This is a genomic window from Bradyrhizobium nanningense (assembly GCF_004114535.1).
Taxonomy (GTDB): Bacteria; Pseudomonadota; Alphaproteobacteria; order Rhizobiales; family Xanthobacteraceae; genus Bradyrhizobium; species Bradyrhizobium nanningense.
The window spans coordinates 1-20300 of sequence record NZ_LBJC01000028.1; the positions used below are offsets into that span (position 1 = coordinate 1).

15 protein-coding genes are annotated in these 20300 nt (G+C 64.7%); 5 read left to right on the forward strand and 10 right to left on the reverse strand.

Going from position 1 to position 20300, the window contains the following annotated elements:
- Positions 1-518: 518 nt before the first annotated feature.
- Positions 519-2090: a porin gene (locus XH84_RS23010; protein ID WP_128921445.1), complete on the reverse strand. Its 1572-nt coding sequence runs from the start codon at positions 2088-2090 to the stop codon at positions 519-521.
- Between the two features lie 517 nt (positions 2091-2607).
- Between XH84_RS23010 and XH84_RS23015 the strand changes: the two genes are divergently transcribed.
- Positions 2608-3087 (forward strand): MarR family winged helix-turn-helix transcriptional regulator, encoded by a 480-nt coding sequence (locus tag XH84_RS23015; protein WP_128921444.1) that lies wholly within the window; start codon positions 2608-2610, stop codon positions 3085-3087.
- 92 nt (positions 3088-3179) lie between these two features.
- On the opposite strand, the gene XH84_RS23020 is transcribed toward XH84_RS23015, so the two are convergent.
- Complete coding sequence (locus XH84_RS23020; protein ID WP_128921443.1) at positions 3180-4262, reverse strand: alpha/beta hydrolase family protein; 1083 nt, start codon at positions 4260-4262, stop codon at positions 3180-3182.
- An 830-nt stretch (positions 4263-5092) separates the two neighbouring features.
- Between XH84_RS23020 and XH84_RS23025 the strand changes: the two genes are divergently transcribed.
- The 3 genes from XH84_RS23025 (at position 5093) to XH84_RS23035 (ending at position 8812) form a co-directional block, all read left to right on the forward strand.
- The gene (locus XH84_RS23025) at positions 5093-6157 is read left to right on the forward strand and encodes a ketopantoate reductase family protein (RefSeq protein ID WP_128921442.1); all 1065 of its coding nucleotides are present in this window, start codon (positions 5093-5095) and stop codon (positions 6155-6157) included.
- A gap of 221 nt (positions 6158-6378) precedes the next feature.
- Positions 6379-7197: a YkgJ family cysteine cluster protein gene (locus XH84_RS23030; RefSeq protein WP_128921441.1), complete on the forward strand. Its 819-nt coding sequence runs from the start codon at positions 6379-6381 to the stop codon at positions 7195-7197.
- Positions 7198-7300: 103 nt separating this feature from the next.
- Entirely contained in the window at positions 7301-8812 is a 1512-nt protein-coding gene (locus XH84_RS23035; protein WP_128921440.1) for a helicase HerA domain-containing protein, read from the forward strand.
- A gap of 215 nt (positions 8813-9027) precedes the next feature.
- On the opposite strand, the gene XH84_RS23040 is transcribed toward XH84_RS23035, so the two are convergent.
- From XH84_RS23040 to XH84_RS23075, 8 genes are all read right to left on the reverse strand, one after another.
- Positions 9028-9768 (reverse strand): ABC transporter ATP-binding protein, encoded by a 741-nt coding sequence (locus XH84_RS23040; protein WP_128921439.1) that lies wholly within the window; start codon positions 9766-9768, stop codon positions 9028-9030.
- On the reverse strand, positions 9765-10610 hold the full coding sequence (locus XH84_RS23045) for an ABC transporter ATP-binding protein (protein WP_164936501.1): 846 nt from the start codon (positions 10608-10610) through the stop codon (positions 9765-9767). Before XH84_RS23045 ends, XH84_RS23040 begins: the two co-directional genes overlap by 4 nt.
- Complete coding sequence (locus XH84_RS23050) at positions 10610-12433, reverse strand: ABC transporter permease (protein ID WP_128921437.1); 1824 nt, start codon at positions 12431-12433, stop codon at positions 10610-10612. The genes XH84_RS23045 and XH84_RS23050 overlap by 1 nt, the downstream gene beginning before the upstream one ends.
- Positions 12434-12487: 54 nt before the next feature.
- Positions 12488-13645 (reverse strand): ABC transporter substrate-binding protein, encoded by a 1158-nt coding sequence (locus tag XH84_RS23055; protein WP_128921436.1) that lies wholly within the window; start codon positions 13643-13645, stop codon positions 12488-12490.
- A gap of 72 nt (positions 13646-13717) precedes the next feature.
- Entirely contained in the window at positions 13718-14296 is a 579-nt protein-coding gene (locus XH84_RS23060; protein ID WP_128921435.1) for an alkylhydroperoxidase domain protein, read from the reverse strand.
- 15 nt (positions 14297-14311) lie between these two features.
- Entirely contained in the window at positions 14312-14911 is a 600-nt protein-coding gene (locus XH84_RS23065) for a CMD domain protein (protein WP_164936504.1), read from the reverse strand.
- 37 nt (positions 14912-14948) lie between these two features.
- Positions 14949-15983: a putative FMN-dependent luciferase-like monooxygenase gene (locus XH84_RS23070; RefSeq protein WP_128921433.1), complete on the reverse strand. Its 1035-nt coding sequence runs from the start codon at positions 15981-15983 to the stop codon at positions 14949-14951.
- A gap of 141 nt (positions 15984-16124) precedes the next feature.
- Entirely contained in the window at positions 16125-16919 is a 795-nt protein-coding gene (locus XH84_RS23075) for a MetQ/NlpA family ABC transporter substrate-binding protein (protein WP_128921473.1), read from the reverse strand.
- A gap of 583 nt (positions 16920-17502) precedes the next feature.
- Between XH84_RS23075 and XH84_RS23080 the strand changes: the two genes are divergently transcribed.
- Entirely contained in the window at positions 17503-19290 is a 1788-nt protein-coding gene (locus tag XH84_RS23080) for a peptide ABC transporter substrate-binding protein (protein WP_128921432.1), read from the forward strand.
- Positions 19291-20300: the final 1010 nt, after the last annotated feature.

Consider the following 20300-nt stretch of genomic DNA (forward strand, 5'->3'; position numbering starts at 1 on the left):
ATCATCACCGCAGACACTCGGCTATCGGCTATATCAGCCCGGTCGAGATGGAGCTAAAATCGGCTTGAACCCTGTCCACTTTTTTGGGGGAAGGTCAACTCTGGATTGCTTCACTGCGCTCGCAATGACGGCGTATGAGGCGGCAGCTTGCTCTCCAAGTGCCGCCGTCATTCCCCGCGAAAGCGGGGAATCCTATACGCCGCGGCGTAGCGGCTCGATCACAGCCGTCTCGGAGTACTGGATCGCCCGCCATCAACCCCGACGATGACACCGCGCGTGTGGCCACGGGCGCGCCTTCGCGAACCGGGGTGAGAGTCCCACGCGATAAATCCGAATTTCGGTTAAATGGGATACTTTGCCGTTGCGGGTTGACGGCCCGAGGGACACTTGCGACTGACGTCCCTATGCGCTCACCCGGGCTACGGAACCACGGGCCGCCGGGCCGCTCGCAACATCCGCGCACAAAAAAACACCCGGCGGTTGCCCGCCGGGTGCTCGTCGAAAGACTTCGACAGATCTTACCAGTTGCGCTGAGCGCGGAGCAGCAGGGTGATGCTGTCCTGGTCCTTCAGCTCGTACAGAGCGGCCGGCTTGGCCGTCGTGCCGGCACCGGCGTAACCAACCGTGCCCGAGTACTTCTGGTCGAGGTGGGTCCAGTTCACGTCACCCGAGAAGGTCAGGTTCTTGACCGGGGTCCAGCGGGTGATCAGGCCGATCTGGGCGACCGCGAAGTCAGGATTGCAGCCGGTGACACCGGCGAGACCGCCGAACACGCCGCCTGCACCGCCAGCGCCGCAAAGCGCAGTCTTGGCGACCGAGCCGTACTGCGCCTGAGCGTAGGCACCGTAGAGCGCGGTGTTCCAGTAGGGATCCCAGTTGTGGGTGTAAGCACCGCGGAAGCCCCAGGTCTTCACCGTCTCCTGCTGGCCGCCCGTGATGAACACGGTGTCCGGAGCGGAGGCGAAGCCGACGCTCTGGTAGGCAACGCCGGAGCTGCCGAACATCGAGTAGCTGCTGCCCGCCAGGTTCTGGAAGTTGTAGCGGGTCGCACCGTCGGTGTAGACGCCCTGGATGTTGATCACGTCACCCGCACCGGTCGGGATGTTCTTGATCGACAGAGCGAGCTGAACCGCCCAGCCCCACTTGTCGTCGGGGTGACCGGTGGTCTCGGTGGCGCCGTAATAGGCCACGTGGTTGTCATGCGCAGCGACCGACGCCTGGAACATACCCCAAGCCTGGTCGACGCGGACCATACCGACGAGGTTCGGCGAACGCGAACCGCCGATGGCGTTGGAGCCGTAGGTGCCGCCGATCATGCTGCCAGCGCTGGCGCCGGTCAGATTCATGTTGCCGGCCTGATAGTAGGCCGTCGCGTCTTCAGCCGAGAAGGCCGCCGTCACGCCCTGACCGAAGTCAGCGGTGTAGGTGAACTGGTTGACACCAGTGACCGTGCCGGAACCGCCGACGAGGCTGTCGATGTTGTTGCCGGGATAGTTGGTCCAGGGCGCGTCGAACTGCGACACGGCCTTACCCATGGTGAAGCCAGCGAACTGGATGAAGGCGTAGTACACGCCGAGCGAACCGCCCGAGGTGTTGCCGTCGGTGCCGTTGATCGACGAACCAACGAGCGCCGGCGTGGCGCCGGAGGTGTTGAGGCCGAGGTTGCCGGTATAGACCGTGCCGCCCGTCGCGGAGCCGGAGCCCTGATAGCCGCCGGTGGTCCAAGTGAACACGCCGTCGAAGAAGGTACGGACGACGCCGTACTCGGTCGCGGTGCGCGTGTCGATGTTGAGATCTTCACGAGCGCGCATCTGGTAGTAGTTGCTGAGGCGGTTGTGCGCACCGGCCGGAGAGCCGTTCGAGATGCCGTAGTTGCTGTTGGTGTTGAACGCGACTTCGGCGCGCAGATAACCACCCAGCTTGATGCAGGTGTCGGTGCCCGGGATGTAGTAGAAACCGGCGCCGTACAGCGAGCAGATCTTCACGTATTCGACCGCCTTGGCCTTCACGGGAAGATCGGCTGCGAACGCCCCGGAGACGGCCATCAGGCCGGCAGCCGAGCCGAGAAAGAGCGACTTCGTCAACTTCATTAGGTAAACCTCCAGGTCGATTCAGGGGGCTCGGCTTCCTCGGAGGACACCGCTTCACCCTCATAATTTCCGTTCAATTCAGATCCGCACTGAAGGTCCGGACTGAAACGACAGTGAGGTGCCCCCCCTCCGTCGTTCCTCACGTATAGTTTATAAAAACAATCGCCTCAATTTATTGATTTAGTGAATTGTAAGTTCGGCGAGAGATGTTGCCCGAGAGCAACAGAACCTGTCGGAATGCGAACTAACATGCTGAATAAAAAGTAAAAAGCCCTCAGGGGGCATCCCGAGGGCTTTCTTGGAGGTCTCACATCGCCGTCCATCGACAGGGTCAAGAGCAGCAAAGATTGAGTGCGACGATACGTAATTTAATTAATTGCTTTTTGCAAGCATCAAATGGTCGGACGGTTTCGGCCTCATCACGACGGAAATCTGAGACGCCCTCGGAATATGCCGTTAAAAGACTGATTCAAGAGCAATAAGAAGGGATCAACGCCGAAGCGGGGGGCAAAGCCACATGATCGAGAAAAAACTCGACAGGGCGATCACGGACTTCATCTGGAACGTCGTCGAAATTCACGCGCAGCTGGAGGACATCCACGCGAGTTGGGCCGGACTGCTGGGCATTACCCAGCCGCAATGGCTGATCATGATGGCCATCACCGAGCTGGACGAGGGGCGCGGCGTCGCCGGCATCGAGATCGCGAACAAGTTGCGGGTCCATCCGGCTTTCGTCACCAACCAGACCAAGACCCTGGAAAAGAGCGGCTTGCTATCGCGACGGCCGGCAGCGGACGACGCCCGCTTCGTTCTGATGTCGCTGACGGCGAAGGCGAAGACGGAGATCGAGAAACTATCCAAGAGAAGGCTCGCCTTGAATTCGACCATGTTCAACGAGCTCGACGAGAAGACTTTAGCTGAACTGAATGGCGCGCTCGCTACGATCGCCAGGAACGCCCGGCTGGCGGCTCGATTGCTGGCGATCGACGCGTCGTAATCCGCAAATGTCCGGGACAGACTGAGTGCCCGAGCCGAACGCTGACGTCGTCGCGCCGCGTCAGGATAGCGCGCCGCTTATGCCCTGACCGGCTAGAGGTACGTCACGGGTTCATGCGGACGGGCCGCACCAAGCTTGCTGTCGAGCCATTCGAGAACGAAGTCGTCGACGGCGATGAAATTCTCGACCTCGCCGAGTGGGTGCGACACGTTGTTGGGGACGACGACCGAGCAATCCGCTCCGGTCTGCCGATAATCGGCCTGCAGCTCGAGAGCGTCCTGCTCCCATATCATGGAGCGACTCCCGACGATCATGAGCAGCGGGCACGGCAGCCGACGCGACGGCAGCAACGAACCCGTCGAGGCGCCGTCAGGGGCGGCCTGTCCGAAGCCGCTGATCCAGCGTAGCGAGGCGCGACGCATGCGCGGCGTCAACAGGCCGCCGTCGCACACCGCGGCCGCGATCCTGCGATCCGAGAGGGCAAGGCGGGACGCATGACAGGCGCCCGTCCCTTCGCCGTAGATCGCGATCCGCCGCGGGTCGACATCGGGGCGCCCCTGCAGATAGTCCAACCAGCACTGAAGCCTGTGCACCGGCTTGAAGGCACGATGAACCGTCGAATTGCCGGCATCGACGAGCAGCAGCGACATGGTCCCGCAGAGCGAGGCCGGCAACAGCCGGCTCATCATCGAGCCCAAACTGATGTCCTCGTCACTGACGCAGATCACCGCCGGCGCGGAAGGCCCATGACGGAGCGCCGGCAGAAAGAAGCCAGCCAGCACCCCTTGATCGAAGCAGTCGATCTTGACGCGCTCGATCGCCAGACCAGCCTCTGCCTCGAAGCCCCTCAGGCTGATGCCGACCTCGTCAGCGAGGTCGGCACTTGCGACATCACCCGGGCAGGACAGACGTCTGACGACTTCGAGGGCCGTCAGCGAACATAGCCACGCTTCCCGCGCAATCTGAGCGGAGCCGGTGTCGCGCGCGGATTCGGCCAATGCCCGGTAGTCGTCTGCGACCCTCAGCCAGTCCGAAATCCACAATTGCCGGTCCGTCTCACGCCCGAGCTCCGCGACGGACAGGCTTGCGAAAAATTGTGACGCGCGATCCCGCAAGCGAGCCAGGCTTTGCCCGGCGCCGTCGCACGAGCCGTAAGGCCAATGATCACCTTCCATGTCAGCCCCCGAACGGCGCCGTCAACGATTGCCCGGACTTGCGTCCAGATCCGCCGGCCTCACGTTCTGCGCAGCGCCTCGAGGCGACGAGACCCACCCCGACAATCGCTGCATCCTCGCTTCGCGCGGCGGAGGCTCTGCGCGGGACCGCCGGTATTCCAAACGAGCCGACCCGAGGCTGGCTCAACTCAATCGTCACGTCCCAGCTCCATCGCTGACACATAGTTGTTTGCCCGCGTAGACCGCCACGCTTGCGATTCGGGCCCGGTCGTTTCTTGTTGCGATCGGCGAATAGAAATGACTTCACTTCGCCGACCGAAGAGACATGCCTGCCTAGGCCGTCATTGTGAAACCACGATATGGTGAGCGATGCGGCGGATTGTCGCTTCGTCAATGCGCGCTGCGGACGTGACAAGACGATGACGGCGATACCGGCCAACGTGCCGATCATTGGCACGCGAAGCGTGACGACGTGTGATCGCACCTCACGGTGAGCCGGGACGAGCGCGACATCAGACAGATCGGAATTCGGTAAAGCCGTACAGCATTGGCGAGCGGACTGACGGCGGCAGGTACCGAGGCTTATCGGTCGGGCGAGAAACGAGCGCCCATGGCCGGATCGAGTGCCGCGCAAGGCGGGAGTCCCTGCCGGCGGACGTAATGATCGTCGAATCTTTCTTCGCTCCATCCAGGCGAGGCCGATTTCGGCGCCGCCTTGTATGCATTATCCCAGTTGCCATCCTCGCGGACTTCGCTTTACATGCCGGCAACTCGCCCGCCGGATGACGGCCGGGGCTCAAAAATCGCACAAATTGTCAAAGGGACGGAGCATGGCGCGCAACATATTGATTCTCGGGGCTTCTTACGGCTCCCTGCTGGGCACGAAGCTGCTGATGGCCGGGCACAACGTGACCCTGGTCTGCCGCGCCAAGACCGCGGAGCTGATTAACCGCGAAGGTACCGAGGTACGCATCAAGCTGCGGGACGAGGCGGTGCACCGGGCGATCTTCTCGCGCGATCTGCCCGGCAAGCTCGACGCCGTGACCCCGGCCAATGTCGATCTCTCCCGCTACGATATGGTTGGCCTTGCGATGCAGGAGCCGCAATACACCAACCACACGGTGCGCGTTCTCATGGTGAAGATCGCCGCGGCGAAGCTGCCGTGCCTGTCGATCATGAACATGCCGCCGCTGCCCTATCTGAAGCGGATTCCGGCGCTCGCCGACATGGATCTGGAAGAGGCCTACACCAATGCGCAGGTGTGGGAGCGGTTCGAGCCCGGGCTGGTGACGCTGTGCTCGCCCGACCCGCAGGCGTTCCGTCCGCGGGAAGAAGCCGCGAACGTGCTGCATGTCGGCCTGCCCACCAACTTCAAGGCGTCGGTGTTCGCCGATGAGAAGCACAACAAGGTGCTGCGCGAGTTGGAGGCCGACATCGATGCTGTGACGCTCGACGGCCACGATGTGCCGGTGAAGCTGAAAGTTTTCGATTCCCTGTTCGTGCCGCTGGCGAAATGGTCGATGCTGCTGACCGGCAATTACCGCTGCATCACGCCGCACGAGCCGCAATCGATCCGCGATGCCGTGCACGGCGATCTCAAGCGCTCGCAGACGATCTACGACCATGTCGATGCGATCGCGCGCCGCCTCGGCGCCGATCCGCAGGACCAGGTGCCCTTCGCGAAATACGCCAAGGCCGCCGAGAGCCTGCTCAAGCCGTCATCGGCCGCGCGTGCCGTCGCAAGTGGCGCGCCCTTCATCGAGCGCGTCGACCTCCTGGTGAAGCTGATCTCGCATCAGCTCGGCGTGCCCAATTCCGAGATCGACCGCACGGTCGACACTGTGGACCAGAAGCTGAACGAGAAGATCGTGCAGGGCGGATCCGGCGCGCAGTAGGCGCGCCGGTACGTGTGACCGGATCGGGATGCGCGGGCAATGTGCTGGGTTCCGGCGAGGGACCCCACTTCCGTCATCCGGCAATGACGCCGCGGATTGCATTCATCGGCAACGACGCGCTCAATCCGACGATTGAGCTGGGACCGTTCCCTGTGTGACGCAAATTTGGCGGATGGGCCGTGCCTGCATCGGGATCCAGGACAGACAGAGAAGCAGAAGTAATGGATCAGACGATGCTGAGCGTCGTCCGCGCGGTCGAGGCAGGCGCGACGACCATGAAGGGCGTGATCGACGCCACCGGGCTGTCCCGTCTCAAGATCGAGCGCGCGTTGAACGCGCTGGAGAAGCAGAAACTGCTCGTGCGCGACGGCCAGGGCTTCAAGGCGGCCGGCGTGCCGAAGACGACGCCGCTGGCCCGGCAATGCGGATCGTGCAACGCCTGCTGCGATATCCTCGAAGTGGCCGCCGTCGACAAGCCGGTGAACCAGCTCTGCAAGCACTGGCAGACCGGCACCGGCTGCACCATCTACGACCGCCGCCCCCAGATGTGCCGCTCCTTCGTCTGCGCCTGGCTGCAAGGGCATCTCGACGATGACTGGTTCCCGGCGAAGTCGGGCATCATCGTGCATTTCAGCCAGGATGCCGTGAACGTCACGGTCGACGACCATTGCCCCGATCGCTGGCGCGAGGAGCCTTATTTCGGCAAGCTCGCCGAATGGTCGCTGAACGGGATCAGGCGGATCGGAAACCGGGGCTATGCGACCCTCGTCGTCTCCGGCGCCGACCGCTTCCTGCTGCTCGGACGCACCATCGTTCCCGAGCCGACGCTGTTCGGCACGGCTTTCGTGCCGCTCACGGCCGACACGTTCCGGTTCTGGCGGGCAACATCGCCGGAGCATTTGCAGCGACTGCACGAACGCATCGCCGAGATGGAGCGGATCAGGCAGGAATTCGGCTCCTGCCTCATCCCCGCAAACGAGGACGACGATCCGCAACCGCCCTATCGGCCCGCACTTCTACGGCAATCGAACCACGCCTGAACGCCGCCGTGGGCAACGCGGCATGATCGACCCGTGCCGCTCGACGCGCGGCGGCGGGATTGATAAGCCGCTGTCCGCGAATGACGGGACTTGAGTCGGGGACATGACGGTTGCAATCGAGATGGGGCAGACCACGGCAGGCGCCGCGGCCGCCATGGACCTCGAGGAACTGCTGGCGACCCGCCTCCTGGTGCAGGGCAATTCGGGCTCCGGCAAATCGCATTTGTTGCGGCGGCTGCTGGAACAGAGCGCGCCCTGGGTGCAGCAGGCCATCATCGACCCCGAAGGCGATTTCGTCACACTGGCCGAGCGCTTCGGCCATCTGGTGATCGCAGCCGAGGATCACACCGAGCGCGGTCTTCAGGTCGCCGGCGAGCGCGCGCGGCTGCATCGCGTCTCCACCGTGCTCAATCTCGAGGGCCTCGACGCCGAGAACCAGATGCGACGCGCCGCCGCGTTTCTCGGCGGGATGTTCGACGTCGACCGCGACCATTGGTATCCGATGCTCGTGGTCGTCGACGAGGCGCAGCTGTTCGCGCCGGCGGTCGCGGGCGAGGTCTCGGACGAAGCGCGAAAGCTCTCGCTCAGTGCGATGACCAATTTGATGTGCCGCGGCCGCAAGCGTGGCCTCGCCGGCATCATCGCGACCCAGCGGCTGGCGAAGCTCGCCAAGAACGTCGCGGCAGAAGCCTCCAACTTCCTGATGGGCCGGACCTTCCTCGACATCGACATGGCGCGCGCCGCCGATCTGCTCGGCATGGAACGGCGGCAGGCCGAAGCCTTTCGCGACCTCGAGCGCGGACAATTCATGGCGCTGGGGCCTGCGCTGTCGCGCCGTCCGCTACGCCTGAACATCGGCCCGACCGACACCTCTCCGCGCAATTCGACGCCGCGGCTGATGCCGCTGCCGGAGGCGACCACTGAAGATATGCGCGCCGTGATCCTGGCCGCGCCGCCGCCCGATGCCAGCCGGCCGCAGCGCCGGCCGGCGCCGGATCTGCTGGAGCAGCTTCGCGCCGCGAAGGCCGCCGCCCCGGTGATCCAACCGGCAGCGGTCGAGGTGCCGGTCAGTGCCGAGGAGCTCGCCGAGCGGCGCGAGCGCGTGGACCGTACGCTGCGTGCCGTGCTCGCCGCGCCCGACGCCGGCTTCCGCGCCATCGGCGTGCTCTATCAGGAGTTCGTGGTTCGCTGCCGCATCGAGGGCCTCGGCACGGCGGTGCCCGATCTCAACGAATTCCGCCGCATGCTGACCCATGCGCGCGCCGGGCTCGGCGCTGATCTCACTGAAGATGACGCCTGGCAGGATGTCTCGCTGCGAGCGTCCATTTTGCCGGACGACATGCAAGGCGTATTCATGATGATCGCGCGCGCGGCCAAGGAAGGCTGGCCCTGCCCCGGCGACGCCGCAATCGCCCGCGCCTACGGCTCGCATTCGTTGCGCCGGGCGCAGCGGCTGCTCGGCTATATGGAGGAGCAGGGCCTGGTCGTGGTCCAGCTCGATGGTGGTGGACGCAGGATCGTGACGCTGGTCGAGCTGGCCTGGGCCACGGCCCCCGGTGATCCCAATGGCGATGACCTGCCGGCCGAGCAAATCGCGAGCGCGGCGTCGGCCTGAGTGCGGGACCTGAGCGCACGCCTCGTCCTTCGAGACGACCGCTTCTCGGTCTCCTCAGGATGAGGCTAAGTAGCATTGCTGCCCGTTGAAACCAGTGCCGCGCCCCCGGCCCTCATCCTGAGGGCCCGCCAACGGCGGGCCGTCTCGAAGGATGGCCACAGGCGAACAATCTCCAAATGCGATCGCCCTGACGCAAGCGGAAGAGGTTCAGACCTCTACGCCGCCTCGGAGCCGCCGAGATAGGCATCGCGCACGCGCGGATCGTCCTTCAACGCGCGCGCCGGGCCTGACAGCACGATCTTTCCGGTCTGCAGCACATAGGCTTCGTGCGCGATCTCCAGCGCGAGGCTGGCGTTCTGCTCGACCATGAATACCGAGACGCCCTCCTGGTTGATGGTCCGGATCAGCTCCAGCACGCGATCGACATAGAGCGGCGACAGGCCCATGGTCGGCTCGTCCATCACGATCATCCTGGGACGGCTCATCAGCGCGCGCGCCATCGCAACCATCTGCTGCTCGCCGCCCGACAAGGAGCCGGCGCGCTGCGACAGCCGCTGGCCGAGCTTCGGAAACAGGGTGAGCATCCTGTCGAGATCCTGCGCGATCGCCTCACGATCGTTACGCACGAAGGCACCCATCAGGATGTTCTCGCGCACGCTCATCTCCGCAAACAGCCGCCGCGCCTCCGGCACCGAGGCGATGCCGCGGCGGACGATCTGCGGCGTCGTCAGTCCGACGAGCGAGGCGCCGTCGAACGTCACCTCGCCCGAGCGCGGTTTCACGAGGCCAAGGATGATCTTCATCGTCGTCGACTTGCCGCTGGCGTTGCCGCCGAGTAGGCAGACGATGTGGCCGCGCGCGACCGATATCGACAGGTCGAAATGCACCTGGGCCTGGCCGTAGAACGTGTTGACGTTGGAGAGCGCCAGCAGCGCCTCGGGCGACGCGTTCGTCATGCCGCGCTCTCCTGCTCCGCCGTCCCTGACAGCCCGTGGCCGAGATAGGCCTCGATCACCTTGGGATCGCTCCGCACCTGTTCGCCCAGTCCTTCTGCGATCTTCTTGCCTTCGTCCATGACGATGACGCGGTCGGAGAGGCGCATCACCATCTCCAGCTTGTGCTCGATCAGCAGGATGGTCAGCCCTTCGGCCTTCAGCTCGGCGACGAGCGCTTGCATCTCCGCGGTCTCGGTCGGGTTCATGCCGGCGGTCGGCTCGTCGAGCAGCAACAGGCGAGGCTTCAGCGCGAGCGCGCGCGCGATCTCGACGCGGCGGCGGTTGGCGTAGGACAGGCTATAGGCGGGCTGGTCGACCCGGGGCAGCAGCCGCTCGCCGAAGCGGGCGAGGATGGCCTTGACCTCTTCGCGCAGCCGCTCTTCCTCCGCCTTGACGCTCGCTGGCCGCAGCAGCGCCAATCCCAGTTCAAGCAGCGGGCCGATCACCGGGAACGCCGGCTTCACAGCACGCAGCCGCGTATGCGCACCGATCAGGACGTTGTCCATCACGCTGAGATTGCCGAAGACGCGGCCGAGCTGGAACGTGCGCGCGATGCCTTCGGCCGCGAGCCGCTCCGGTGATAGGCCGGTGATGCCCTGGCCTTCGAACTGAACCGCACCCGCGTCGGGCCGATCGAGCCCTGTGACCAGATTGAACAGCGTCGTCTTGCCGGCGCCGTTCGGGCCGATGATGCTGACGAGCTCGCCTTTGGCGAGATCGAGATTGATGGCGTCGACGGCGGTGAGGCCGCCGAAGCGGCGCGTCAGCCCGCGCAGGGACAGCATGGGAGACTGCTCCACCATCAGATCGTCCCCAGCAGGCCCTGCGGCCTGAACCGCACCAGCAGCAGCAGCACGATGCCGTAGATCAGGATGCGATACTCCGCCGCGATCCGGAACATCTCGGGCAGTCCGACCAGCGCCACCGATCCGAGAATAGCGCCGACGACATTGCCGAGACCGCCGAGGATGACGACGGTCAGCGCCAGGATGGATTGCTGCGTGTTGAAGGTCTCATGGTTGATGTAGGAATACAGATGCGCCGCGATGCCGCCGCTGATGCCGGCGGCAAAGCCGCCGAAGATGAAGGCCAGCGATTTGTAGCGATTCAGGCTGAGGCCGTAGGCGCGCGCGGCGATGTCGTCGTCACGGATGGCGCGGAAGCTGCGGCCGAGATGCGAGGTGAGCAGCCGCCCCTGCAGCAGCGCCAGCACGACCATCACCGAGAGACTGAACCAGTAGATCGAGGTCGGGCTGATCAAATCATAGCCGAACAACGACAGCGGCGGGATGCCGGAGATGCCGATCGGGCCGCGCGTGACGCTTTCCCAGTTCAGGATCACCAGCGAGACGATCTCGCCGATGGCAAGCGTCGCGATCGACACATAATGCCCGCGCAGGCGGAACGAGGGTGAAATCAATGTGGTGCCGAGTGCAGCACTCATCAGCCCGCCGCCGATGATGGCGAGGCCGACTGGGACGGCGAAGGTCAGCGAGAGCAGCGCTGACGTATAGGCGCCGATCGCGAGCAGCGCGGCGTGTCCGAGCGAGACCTGGCCGATCGTGCCCGCGACCAGCGTCAGGCTGAGCGCGAGCATGCCGAGCAGCCAGGCGTTGATCAGGGTCTGGAGCACGTAGAACGACACCGGGAACAAGGGCAGGATGGCAAAGATCGCCGCCGCAACAGCCAAGGCCCAGCGCGGAATGCGCACGGGACGGCTCGGCGCGATGAAGGTGCCGGTGAGCGGCTCGGGCGGGGCCTGCCGCGCGCTGGCGAACAGGCCGTTCGGCCGCAGCACGAGCACGACGACGAGCAGCAGGAACGCGAACAGATTGCGGTAGCTGGTGCCGAACACGGCGACGCCATAGCTTTCCACCAGTCCCAGCAGCAGGCTGCCGACGACAGCACCGGGCACATTGCCGGCGCCGCCGACGACTTCGGCGACGACGCCCTTGAGCGTCGCCTGCAGGCTCATCGCGGTGTCGATCTGGTTGTAGTACATGCCGACCAGCATGCCGGAGACGCCGCCGAGCGCGGCAGCGATGCCGAACACCGCCTGATTGACGCGGTTGACGTCGACGCCCATCTGCATCGCGGCGTCGCGGTCCTGCGAGGCCGCGCGCACAGCCCAGCCGAGCTTGGAGTAGCGCAGGAACACGAACAGCAGCAGCGCGCTGGTGATGCCGACGCCGGCGATCAAGAGGTCGAGCGGGCCGATCGTGCCACCACCGACCTGGAAGCGCACGTCCGGCAACTGGCTCGGCAGCGCCCGCGGATTGGGCGAGAAGGTCAGCATCACCAGTTGATCGAGCACGAAGCTGATGCCGATGGTCGCGAGCAGTGGTGCGATCCGCACCGAGTTCTGCAGCGGCCGCAGGCCGAACCGCTCGATGATCAGCCCGACGAGTGCGGCAGCCGCAGCCACCACGATGATGGTGAGCGGCAGCGGTGTATGCAGCTGCACCACCGCGACCCAGCCGATATAGGCGCCGACCAGATAGATCGAGCCTTGCGCGAAGTTGATCAGCCGGCTGACGCCGAAGATCAGCGCCAGCCCGACCGCAACCAGGGCGTAGACATTGCCGACGATCAGCCCGTTGATGGTGTAGTCGAGCCAGGAAGACACGCAGCGTTCCTACTGAAGGGAGAACGGGCCGAAGCGGATGCTCAGGCCATCAGGTCAGGTCGGCTTGCCGTCCCAGAGCTCGAACTGGCCCTTGCGGACGACGAGCTCGGCATTCATGGCGCCCTTGACGCGGCGGCTCTCGACGTCGAACGTAGCTTGGCCGAAGATAACGCTGGAGACGTCCTTCACTTTCGCGAAGGCATCGCGGATCGCGCGGCGGTCGGTGCCGCCGATCTTGACGACCGCGGCGGCCATGTTCATCGCATCATAGGAATAGGCGTTGAAGGCATCGGGCTCCTGCCCGCCATACTTGGCCTTGAAGCCCGCGATGAACTTCTTCACCTCGGGTCTGGGATCCTGGGGGAAATAGCGCGTGCCGAGATGAACATCCTCGACCGCCTCGCCGCCGAGCTCGATGAATTTCGGCGAGTAGACCGAGCTCGCGGCGCAGATCACCTGCTTGAGGCCGACTTGCCGCGCCTGACGCGCGATCAGCGCACCGTCGGAATAATAGGAGATCAGGATCAGCCCGTCCGGATTGGCATCGCGCACGCGCACCAGCGTGGAGCGGAAATCGCGCTCCTCCGCGATATAGCCCTCGGTCACCGCGACCTCGGCGCCGTATTCCTTCGCCGCCTTGACGAAATAGTCGCGGCTGGTGCGGCCCCAATCGGTGTTGAGGTGCAGCACTGCGAGCTTCTTGAGGCCGAGACGCCTCACCGCATAGGCCGCCAGCAGCGGCTGCTCGTCGGCCTGGCTGACGGACGTGCTCCACATGAAGTCGCCGCCTTTGGTAAAATCGGGGTGCGAGTTGGTGAAGCCGAATTGCACGAGGCCGCCGCGCTGGTAGATCGGCGAGGCCGCCATCGAGGCGGGGCTGGAGAAATCGCCAAGCTCCATGACGATGCGGGGATCGGACACGAATTTCTGGGCGATCGCCACCGATTGGCGTGGATCGCTCTGGCTGTCCTCGAACTGGTAGACGAGCTTGCGCCCGTTGATGCCGCCCGCCGCCATGATCTCGTCGAGCGCGAGATCAAAGCCCTGCTTCCATTGCGTGCCATATTGCGCGTTCGGTCCCGTCAGAGGACCGCTGACGCCGAGCAGGATCGGTTCGGACGATTGTGCGAAGGCACCGCGCGAGAAGGCGGCGCCCGCCATCATGGCGGCAAGCGAGCCCTTCACCAGGGTACGACGATCGATGTTGCTCATGCACGGCTCCATCCACTCAGGTGTTGAAACGCCAGTTTAATAAGGCAGCAATTCTTGTGCCGGCGAGATTGGCTATTTCGAGGGCTCTCCGAACGACAGCATCAGCCGGTTGGCCCAGTTGAAGAACGAGGCGCCGTTGATGACGTCGACGATCTCGGCATCGTCGAGACCGGCGCGGCGCAGCTCGGCGATATTGTCCGGACCGAACGCGATCGGCGTCGCCGCCAGCGCGACCGAGGCTTTCACGATGGCGTTCCAGCGCTCGCCGAGATCGGCCCCGACGCCCTCGTCGAGCAGACGCTGCACGTCCTTGCGGCGCTTGGAATAGGTGCTGGCGAAGCGCGCATGCACGGAGGCGCAATAGATGCAGCCGTTGTAGCGCGAGGTCGCGGCAGCGGAGAGCTCACGCTCGGCACGCGGCAGGCCGTCGGCGACGTTGTAGAAGATGTCCTTGTCGGTCTTGGTGCGGGCCTCCAGCACTTCGGGATCGCGCACCAGGAGACGGAAATAGTCCGACTTGGCGCGGGCGCGATCGACCAGGCCGGCGTAGTGTCGCTCGGTCAGCTCGGCCTCGGGCAGCGGATCGATCCAGGAGACCCAACCGAGCTCGTCCTGGGTGAAGACGACAGGGGGATTGACGGCGGCGCTCATGATTGCGGCCTCCTCTTATGCGTTCACGGCTGCGAGCGTGCGCAGGCCGCTGACGACGCGCAGCTGAAACGACAGGAACGCGATGAGCTGGGAGAGGGTGACGATGCCGGTGGTCGACCAGCCGGCGTCCAGCAGCGCCTTCATGTCGGCGGACGCGGCGTCGCGGGGCCGAAACACCAGGAGATGGGCATGCTCGAGGGCCGCGACAAGCCGCGGACCGAGCGTGGCCTTGCGCTCCGCACCCACGCGAAAAATCAGGCCGGCCTTGTTCTCGATCGACAACGGGCCGGCCGGATACGCGCCATAGGGTCCTGAAGTCTTGCCCCGCTCGATCTCGACCTCGATCGCCTCGACGAGCGCTGCGGCTTCCGCGTTCGCTGCAAGCTTCTCGCGATAGAAGGCAGCGACGGGGGATTCGCCATGGAGCCCGGTCACGAAGGCTGCGACCGCGGCGCGTTCGACCAGCGAGAAATCGCTCGCGTCGATCGGCTCGAACAGCGAGAGATAGCTCGCTTGCGCATTCTCGCGCGCTTGCAGGCGGTGGGCGCGGATGACGTCGAGCGCCGAGCTCGGCTTGATCCCTGCGAGCGTGTCGATGATATCTGTTGTCGCCATCATTCAGCCTCGTGCGACGCGATCGCGTTCATAGCGGTTAACCTGCCAGCGCCACTTCGGGTGCCGTCCGGGTCCAGCCGAACGCCGGCGCGACCTTCTCCGCGACCAGCTCGATCGACCGCAGGACATGGGGATGCGGCGCATCGATTGAATGCACCTGGAACACGAGATCGGTTACCCGCTCCAGCGTGGCGTCGGCACGTAGCGAGGCGATGACGTGGTCGGCATCGCCGACATGGGTGTCGAATGCCGTGATCATCTCCTCCAGCGTCTCGCCCGGCTTGGCGTGGCCACCCTTGAGGAATTGCGGCAGCGCGCGCCGCAGCCCGATATCGGCAAAGCGCATCGCCTCATGATGATCGTCGGCGACGAAGACGCTGCGTGAGGCCATGATGCGGGGCTCGGCTCCCTTGGGCAGCGCCTCCAGATATGCGTCGATCACCGGATTCTGGATCTCGGCAAGGGTGGCTGTCGGCGCCTCCCTGGTCCGCGGCTGGGTGCGCGACAGCAACAGGCCATCGCCCGCCTTGCCGGCACGGGCGCCGCCGGCCACCGAGAACGTGGCCTGCCAGATGCGCTTGTCCAGTTGCGGCCGCTGCGGATAGATCGTGTCGCCGCCATCGAGCGGCTTGCCGACCAAGGCGGTGCGGACGACCTCGAGGTTGCGGGCAAAGATCTCGTTGCGCTGGGCGCTGTCGAGGCCGAAGGCGGCGAAGGCCGACGGATTGCCGCCGGTGCCGACGCCGAGCTCGAAGCGGCCGTTGCAGAGCAGATCCAGCACCGCGGCGTCCTCTGCCACCCGTACCGCATTCTCGAGCGGCAGCGTAACGATGCCGGTGCCGAGACGGATGCGCGAGGTCTGGGCTGCGACGTAGCCGAGCAAGATGAAGGGCGACGGCAGGCCACCCTCACGTTCGTGGAAATGATGCTGCGCGATCCACGCGGAATCGAGGCCCGCTTTTTCGGCGCGCACGATCTGCTCGACCGCGAAGCGGTAGCGGTCCGCCGGAGGGGCCTCGTCGAGCAGCCGCGTGAAGAACCCCAGGCGTTTCAGGTTTGCAAAGCGTTTCATACGACCCCTGTCGGACGAGGATGGCGAGGCCCCCGATGATGTCGGTTACTGCTGCTCCAGACAAGCGGGCATTGCGCAAGGCTCATGCGCGGGGCTGCCCGCCGGGATCGCCCTGCGCTGGGCTTTGAATGGGCAGACTGCCTACCAGCTCGGCAGCACCGCGCCCTTGAACTTGGTGAGGACGAACTCCTTCACCTCAGGCGTGTGGTAGCTGTCGACGAGGATCTTGACCCAGGGCTTGTCCTTGTCCGCCGTGCGCACCGCGATCAGGTTGACATAGGGGCCCTTGGGGTCTTCGCGCAGGATCGGATCCTTGACCGGATCGAGCCCGGCCTGGGTTGCGTAATTGGTGTTGATCGCGGCGGCATCGACGTCGTCGAGCGCGCGCGGCGCCTGCGCCGCGTCGACTTCGATGAATTTCAGCTTCTTGGGATTCTCGGCGATGTCGAGCACCGTCGGCTTGAAGCCGACACCGTCCTTGAGCTTGATCACGCCCTTGTCGCGCAGCAACAGCAGCACGCGGCCGCCATTGGTCGGATCGTTCGGGATCGAGACCTTGCCGCCCTCGGGAATGTCGGCGAAGGCCTTGTGCTTCTTCGAGTAGACGCCGATCGGGAAGTTCACCGTCAGGCCGACGGCCTCGATCTTGTAGCCGCGATCGGCCTTCTGGTTGTCCAGGTACGGCTGGTTCTGGAACGAATTGGCCTGTATCTCGCCGGCATCGAGCGCGGCGTTCGGCACGACGTAATCGGAGAATTCGATGAGCTGGATGTCGAGGCCCTGCTTGGCCGCGATCGGCTTCACCGCCTCGAGGATCTGCGCATGCGGCCCCGGCGTCACGCCGATCCTGATGGTCTCGGCGGAGGCCGAGGCCGACCAGACGGCGAGCACGGTTGCGAGGATCAGGGGGAGGCGAAACGACATCTTGGTCTCCATGGCGCGGCGAGAATAATCGGAACCGTATTCGCTTCTCCGTAGGCCGAAATCAATGAAATGGAAATCCATATTGAGTGCTTGTGGCGGGCCCGCGTTCTCCATTCGGCGGCAAACGCGAAACGAATGGACGGCGGCCGCGAAGCGTGAGGCGATCATGGCGACTCGACGCGCGGCGCGCGAGACTGGCGGCGCGACCACCAGCTGTTGAGTAAAGGCACTGCTGCTGTCGGCCGCGGCGATCGGCGTGGCCAGCGTCCGGTCGATGCCGGCTCCCCAAGGGCTCATGTGTGGCGATGGCGTGGCGGTTGCAATGAATCTCCGGGCGCTGCAACATCACGAAACTTGATGCGCCAGGAGTGATCGCGTTAGCGTTCCGGCGCGGCCTTAGAACTTCCCCAAGTTCACTTAAGTTCGCGCCGGATCGCCGCCTGGGTTTCTCAGGCGGCGATCCCGGTTCTTGGCCCGCACGGGCTCTCCACGTCGTCATTTCGTCGCAGGGCAGCCTTGCCGGCATTGCCGCCTCGCGCATGATGCAACATGATGACCGCCAGGGACGATTGTCTTCGAGGTGGAGGGTCATCTGATGAACGAGAACGAAATCCGGGGTCTGGTCGGACAGGTGAAGCAAGGCACGCTGTCGCGACGCTCGTTCATCCACAAGGTGGCCGCGGTCGGGATCGCGGCCCCGATCGCGAGCCAGATCCTGGTCTGGCACGACGTCGCGATGGCGGATGCCACGCTCCCTTACAAGCCGACCAAGGCCGGCGGCGGCGGTCCGCTGAAGCTGCTGTTCTGGCAGGCCCCGACCCTGCTCAATCCGCATTTCGCGATCGGCACCAAGGACCAGATGGCCTCGCGCGTGTTCTTCGAGCCGCTCGCCGGCTGGGACAAGGAGGGCAATCTGATCCCCTGCCTCGCCGCCGAGGTCCCGACCAAGCAGAACGGCGGCCTCTCGGCCGACGGCATGAGCGTGATCTGGAAGCTGAAGCAGGGCGTCAAATGGCATGACGGCAAGCCCTTCACCGCCGACGACGTCGTCTTCACCTGGGTTTACGCCGCGGATCTCGCGACGGCCGCCTACAGCACCGGGTCCTACAAGGACATCAAGGTCGAGAAGATCGACGACCATACGGTCAAGGTGATCTTCAAGGCGCCGACGCCGTTCTGGGCCGACCCGTTCGTCGGCTCGGTCGGCCAGATCCTGCCAAAACATCATTTTGGCGACTATGCCGGCGCCAAGTCGCGCGAGGCACCGGCCAACCTGAAGCCGGTCGGCACCGGCCCGTACAAATTCGTCGAGTTCAAGCCGGGAGACCTGATCCGCGCCGAACGCAATGCCGACTATCACATCAAGAACCAGCCGCATTTCGACACGCTCGAGATCAAGGGCGGCGGCGATGCGGTGTCGGCGGCGCGCGCCGTGCTGCAGACCGGCGAGTATGATTTCGCCTGGAACATGCAGGTGGAGGAGGAGGTGCTCAAGCGCATGGAGGCGGGCGGCAAGGGCAAGCTCGACATCACGCCCTCCGGCAATGTCGAGTTCATCATCCTCAACACCACCGATCCGTGGACCGAGGTCGACGGCGAGCGTTCGAACGCCAAGACCAAGCATCCGACGCTGTCCGATCCGGCCGTGCGCCGGGCGATCAATCTGTTGATCGATCGCGATGCGATCCAGAAATTCATCTACGGCCGCGGCGGCATCGCCACCGCGAGCTTCGTCAACGCGCCGAAGCAGTTCAAGTCGCCCAAGCTGAAATACGAGTTCAGCATCGACAAGGCCAACAAGCTCCTCGACGAGGCCGGCTGGAAGAAAGGCGCGGACGGCATCCGCGAGAAGGACGGCAAGAAGCTCAAATACGTGTTCCAGACCTCGACCAACGCGCCGCGCCAGAAGACGCAGGCCATCATCAAGCAGGCCTGCGAGAAGGCCGGCATCGAGATCGAGATCAAGGCGGTCACCGCCTCGGTGTTCTTCTCCTCCGACGTCGGCAACCCCGACACCTATTCGAAATTCTATGCCGACATGGAGATGTACAACACCACGCAGCCGCAGCCCGACCCGGAGCGCTTCCTGAACCAGTGCGTCTCCTGGGAGATCGCCACCAAGGAGAACAAATGGCTCGGCCGCAACATCTCGCGCTGGTCCGATCCCGAAGCCGACAAGGCCTACAAGGCCGCGCAGAACGAGCTCGACCCCGCCAAGCGCGCCGCGCTGCTGATCAAGGTCGACGAGACCTTTTGCGAGGCCAACATCTTCCTGCCGCTGCTCTCCCGCAACGTCGTCAACGCCCACGTCAACAACCTCATGGTCGACATGTCGGGCTGGGACGTCACCACGTGGAATCTGGCGGCGTGGTATCGGGTCTGAGCGGGCCGGATGGACGCGCGTGTCCCGGACCAGCCGCAACGCATTGAGCGTTGCGGTGCAGAGCCGGGACCCAGGAGGAGGCATGTTGCGATGCCGCGACATGGGCCCCGGCTCTGCAGCGCACCGCCGAAGAAGCGTTGCGCTGCGTCCGGGGCATGAGAGCGGAGTGGGACGCACTGCTCTGTCCACACCGTCATTGCGAGCGTAGCGAAGCAATCCAGAATCCCTCCGCGGGAATACTCTGGATTGCTTCGTCGCCAGCGCAAATTGCTTCGCAATTTTGTCGCGAGCTCCTCGCAATGACGGCGTTTGAGGCGGCAGCTTGCTTCTCCAAATGACGCGGTCATTCCCCGCCTTCGCCGCGAAAGCGGGGAATCCAGTACGCCGCGGCCTCTCGGTTCGATCACTGCCGTCTCGGAGTGCTGGATCGCCCGCCTTCGCGGGCGATGACACTGTGTGCGTGGTGGCAGACGCGCCTTCGCAACCTCGCGGCGCGTTTCGCCCGAGCTTTGATTGGGTCTCCACCCTCTCAAAGCCAAGAGGGCGCAGGGAAGGCCGGGTGCTGACCTCGCACCCGCGGTCCGCTGCGCGAAAATGCACACGCAGAAGGAACCGCACAGCAGCATACAGGTGGTGCCGATCACTCGGCCTTCCCTGCGCGGTGGTCGGACGGCTTATGCCGTGATCTCCCGGGAGCCGAACTTTCCTTCTGGCCTCCCTCGCCGTTCGAATTGGCGATGCCGTCCACCCGGTTGGGTTCGCGCGCATCTTCGAAAGGCTTGACCGTAGCAACGACGGCCAGGACCACACGGTTTTGCCGTACGCACGGCCCGCCATATCGCCGCAGTTTTTCCAGCCCTGTCGACGAAGCCGGAAACTTGCAAGACGAGACGAAGCCTAGCAGCGCCGCTCGTCCGCACGCGGGGTTCGAGCTCACAGGGACTACCCGCCCTGCCCGCCCCATCTCGTGCCGACGCTGCCGCGTCCACCGCAAGCCCGGCTCGCGAACA

Coding starts and splice junctions, on each gene's coding strand:
- XH84_RS23010 (WP_128921445.1), bottom strand. CDS start 2,090: ATGAAGTTGACGAAGTCGCTCTTTCTCGGCTCGGCTGCCGGCCTGATG.
- XH84_RS23015 (WP_128921444.1), top strand. CDS start 2,608: ATGATCGAGAAAAAACTCGACAGGGCGATCACGGACTTCATCTGGAAC.
- XH84_RS23020 (WP_128921443.1), bottom strand. CDS start 4,262: ATGGAAGGTGATCATTGGCCTTACGGCTCGTGCGACGGCGCCGGGCAA.
- XH84_RS23025 (WP_128921442.1), top strand. CDS start 5,093: ATGGCGCGCAACATATTGATTCTCGGGGCTTCTTACGGCTCCCTGCTG.
- XH84_RS23030 (WP_128921441.1), top strand. CDS start 6,379: ATGGATCAGACGATGCTGAGCGTCGTCCGCGCGGTCGAGGCAGGCGCG.
- XH84_RS23035 (WP_128921440.1), top strand. CDS start 7,301: ATGACGGTTGCAATCGAGATGGGGCAGACCACGGCAGGCGCCGCGGCC.
- XH84_RS23040 (WP_128921439.1), bottom strand. CDS start 9,768: ATGACGAACGCGTCGCCCGAGGCGCTGCTGGCGCTCTCCAACGTCAAC.
- XH84_RS23045 (WP_164936501.1), bottom strand. CDS start 10,610: ATGGTGGAGCAGTCTCCCATGCTGTCCCTGCGCGGGCTGACGCGCCGC.
- XH84_RS23055 (WP_128921436.1), bottom strand. CDS start 13,645: ATGAGCAACATCGATCGTCGTACCCTGGTGAAGGGCTCGCTTGCCGCC.
- XH84_RS23060 (WP_128921435.1), bottom strand. CDS start 14,296: ATGAGCGCCGCCGTCAATCCCCCTGTCGTCTTCACCCAGGACGAGCTC.
- XH84_RS23065 (WP_164936504.1), bottom strand. CDS start 14,911: ATGGCGACAACAGATATCATCGACACGCTCGCAGGGATCAAGCCGAGC.
- XH84_RS23070 (WP_128921433.1), bottom strand. CDS start 15,983: ATGAAACGCTTTGCAAACCTGAAACGCCTGGGGTTCTTCACGCGGCTG.
- XH84_RS23075 (WP_128921473.1), bottom strand. CDS start 16,919: ATGGAGACCAAGATGTCGTTTCGCCTCCCCCTGATCCTCGCAACCGTG.
- XH84_RS23080 (WP_128921432.1), top strand. CDS start 17,503: ATGAACGAGAACGAAATCCGGGGTCTGGTCGGACAGGTGAAGCAAGGC.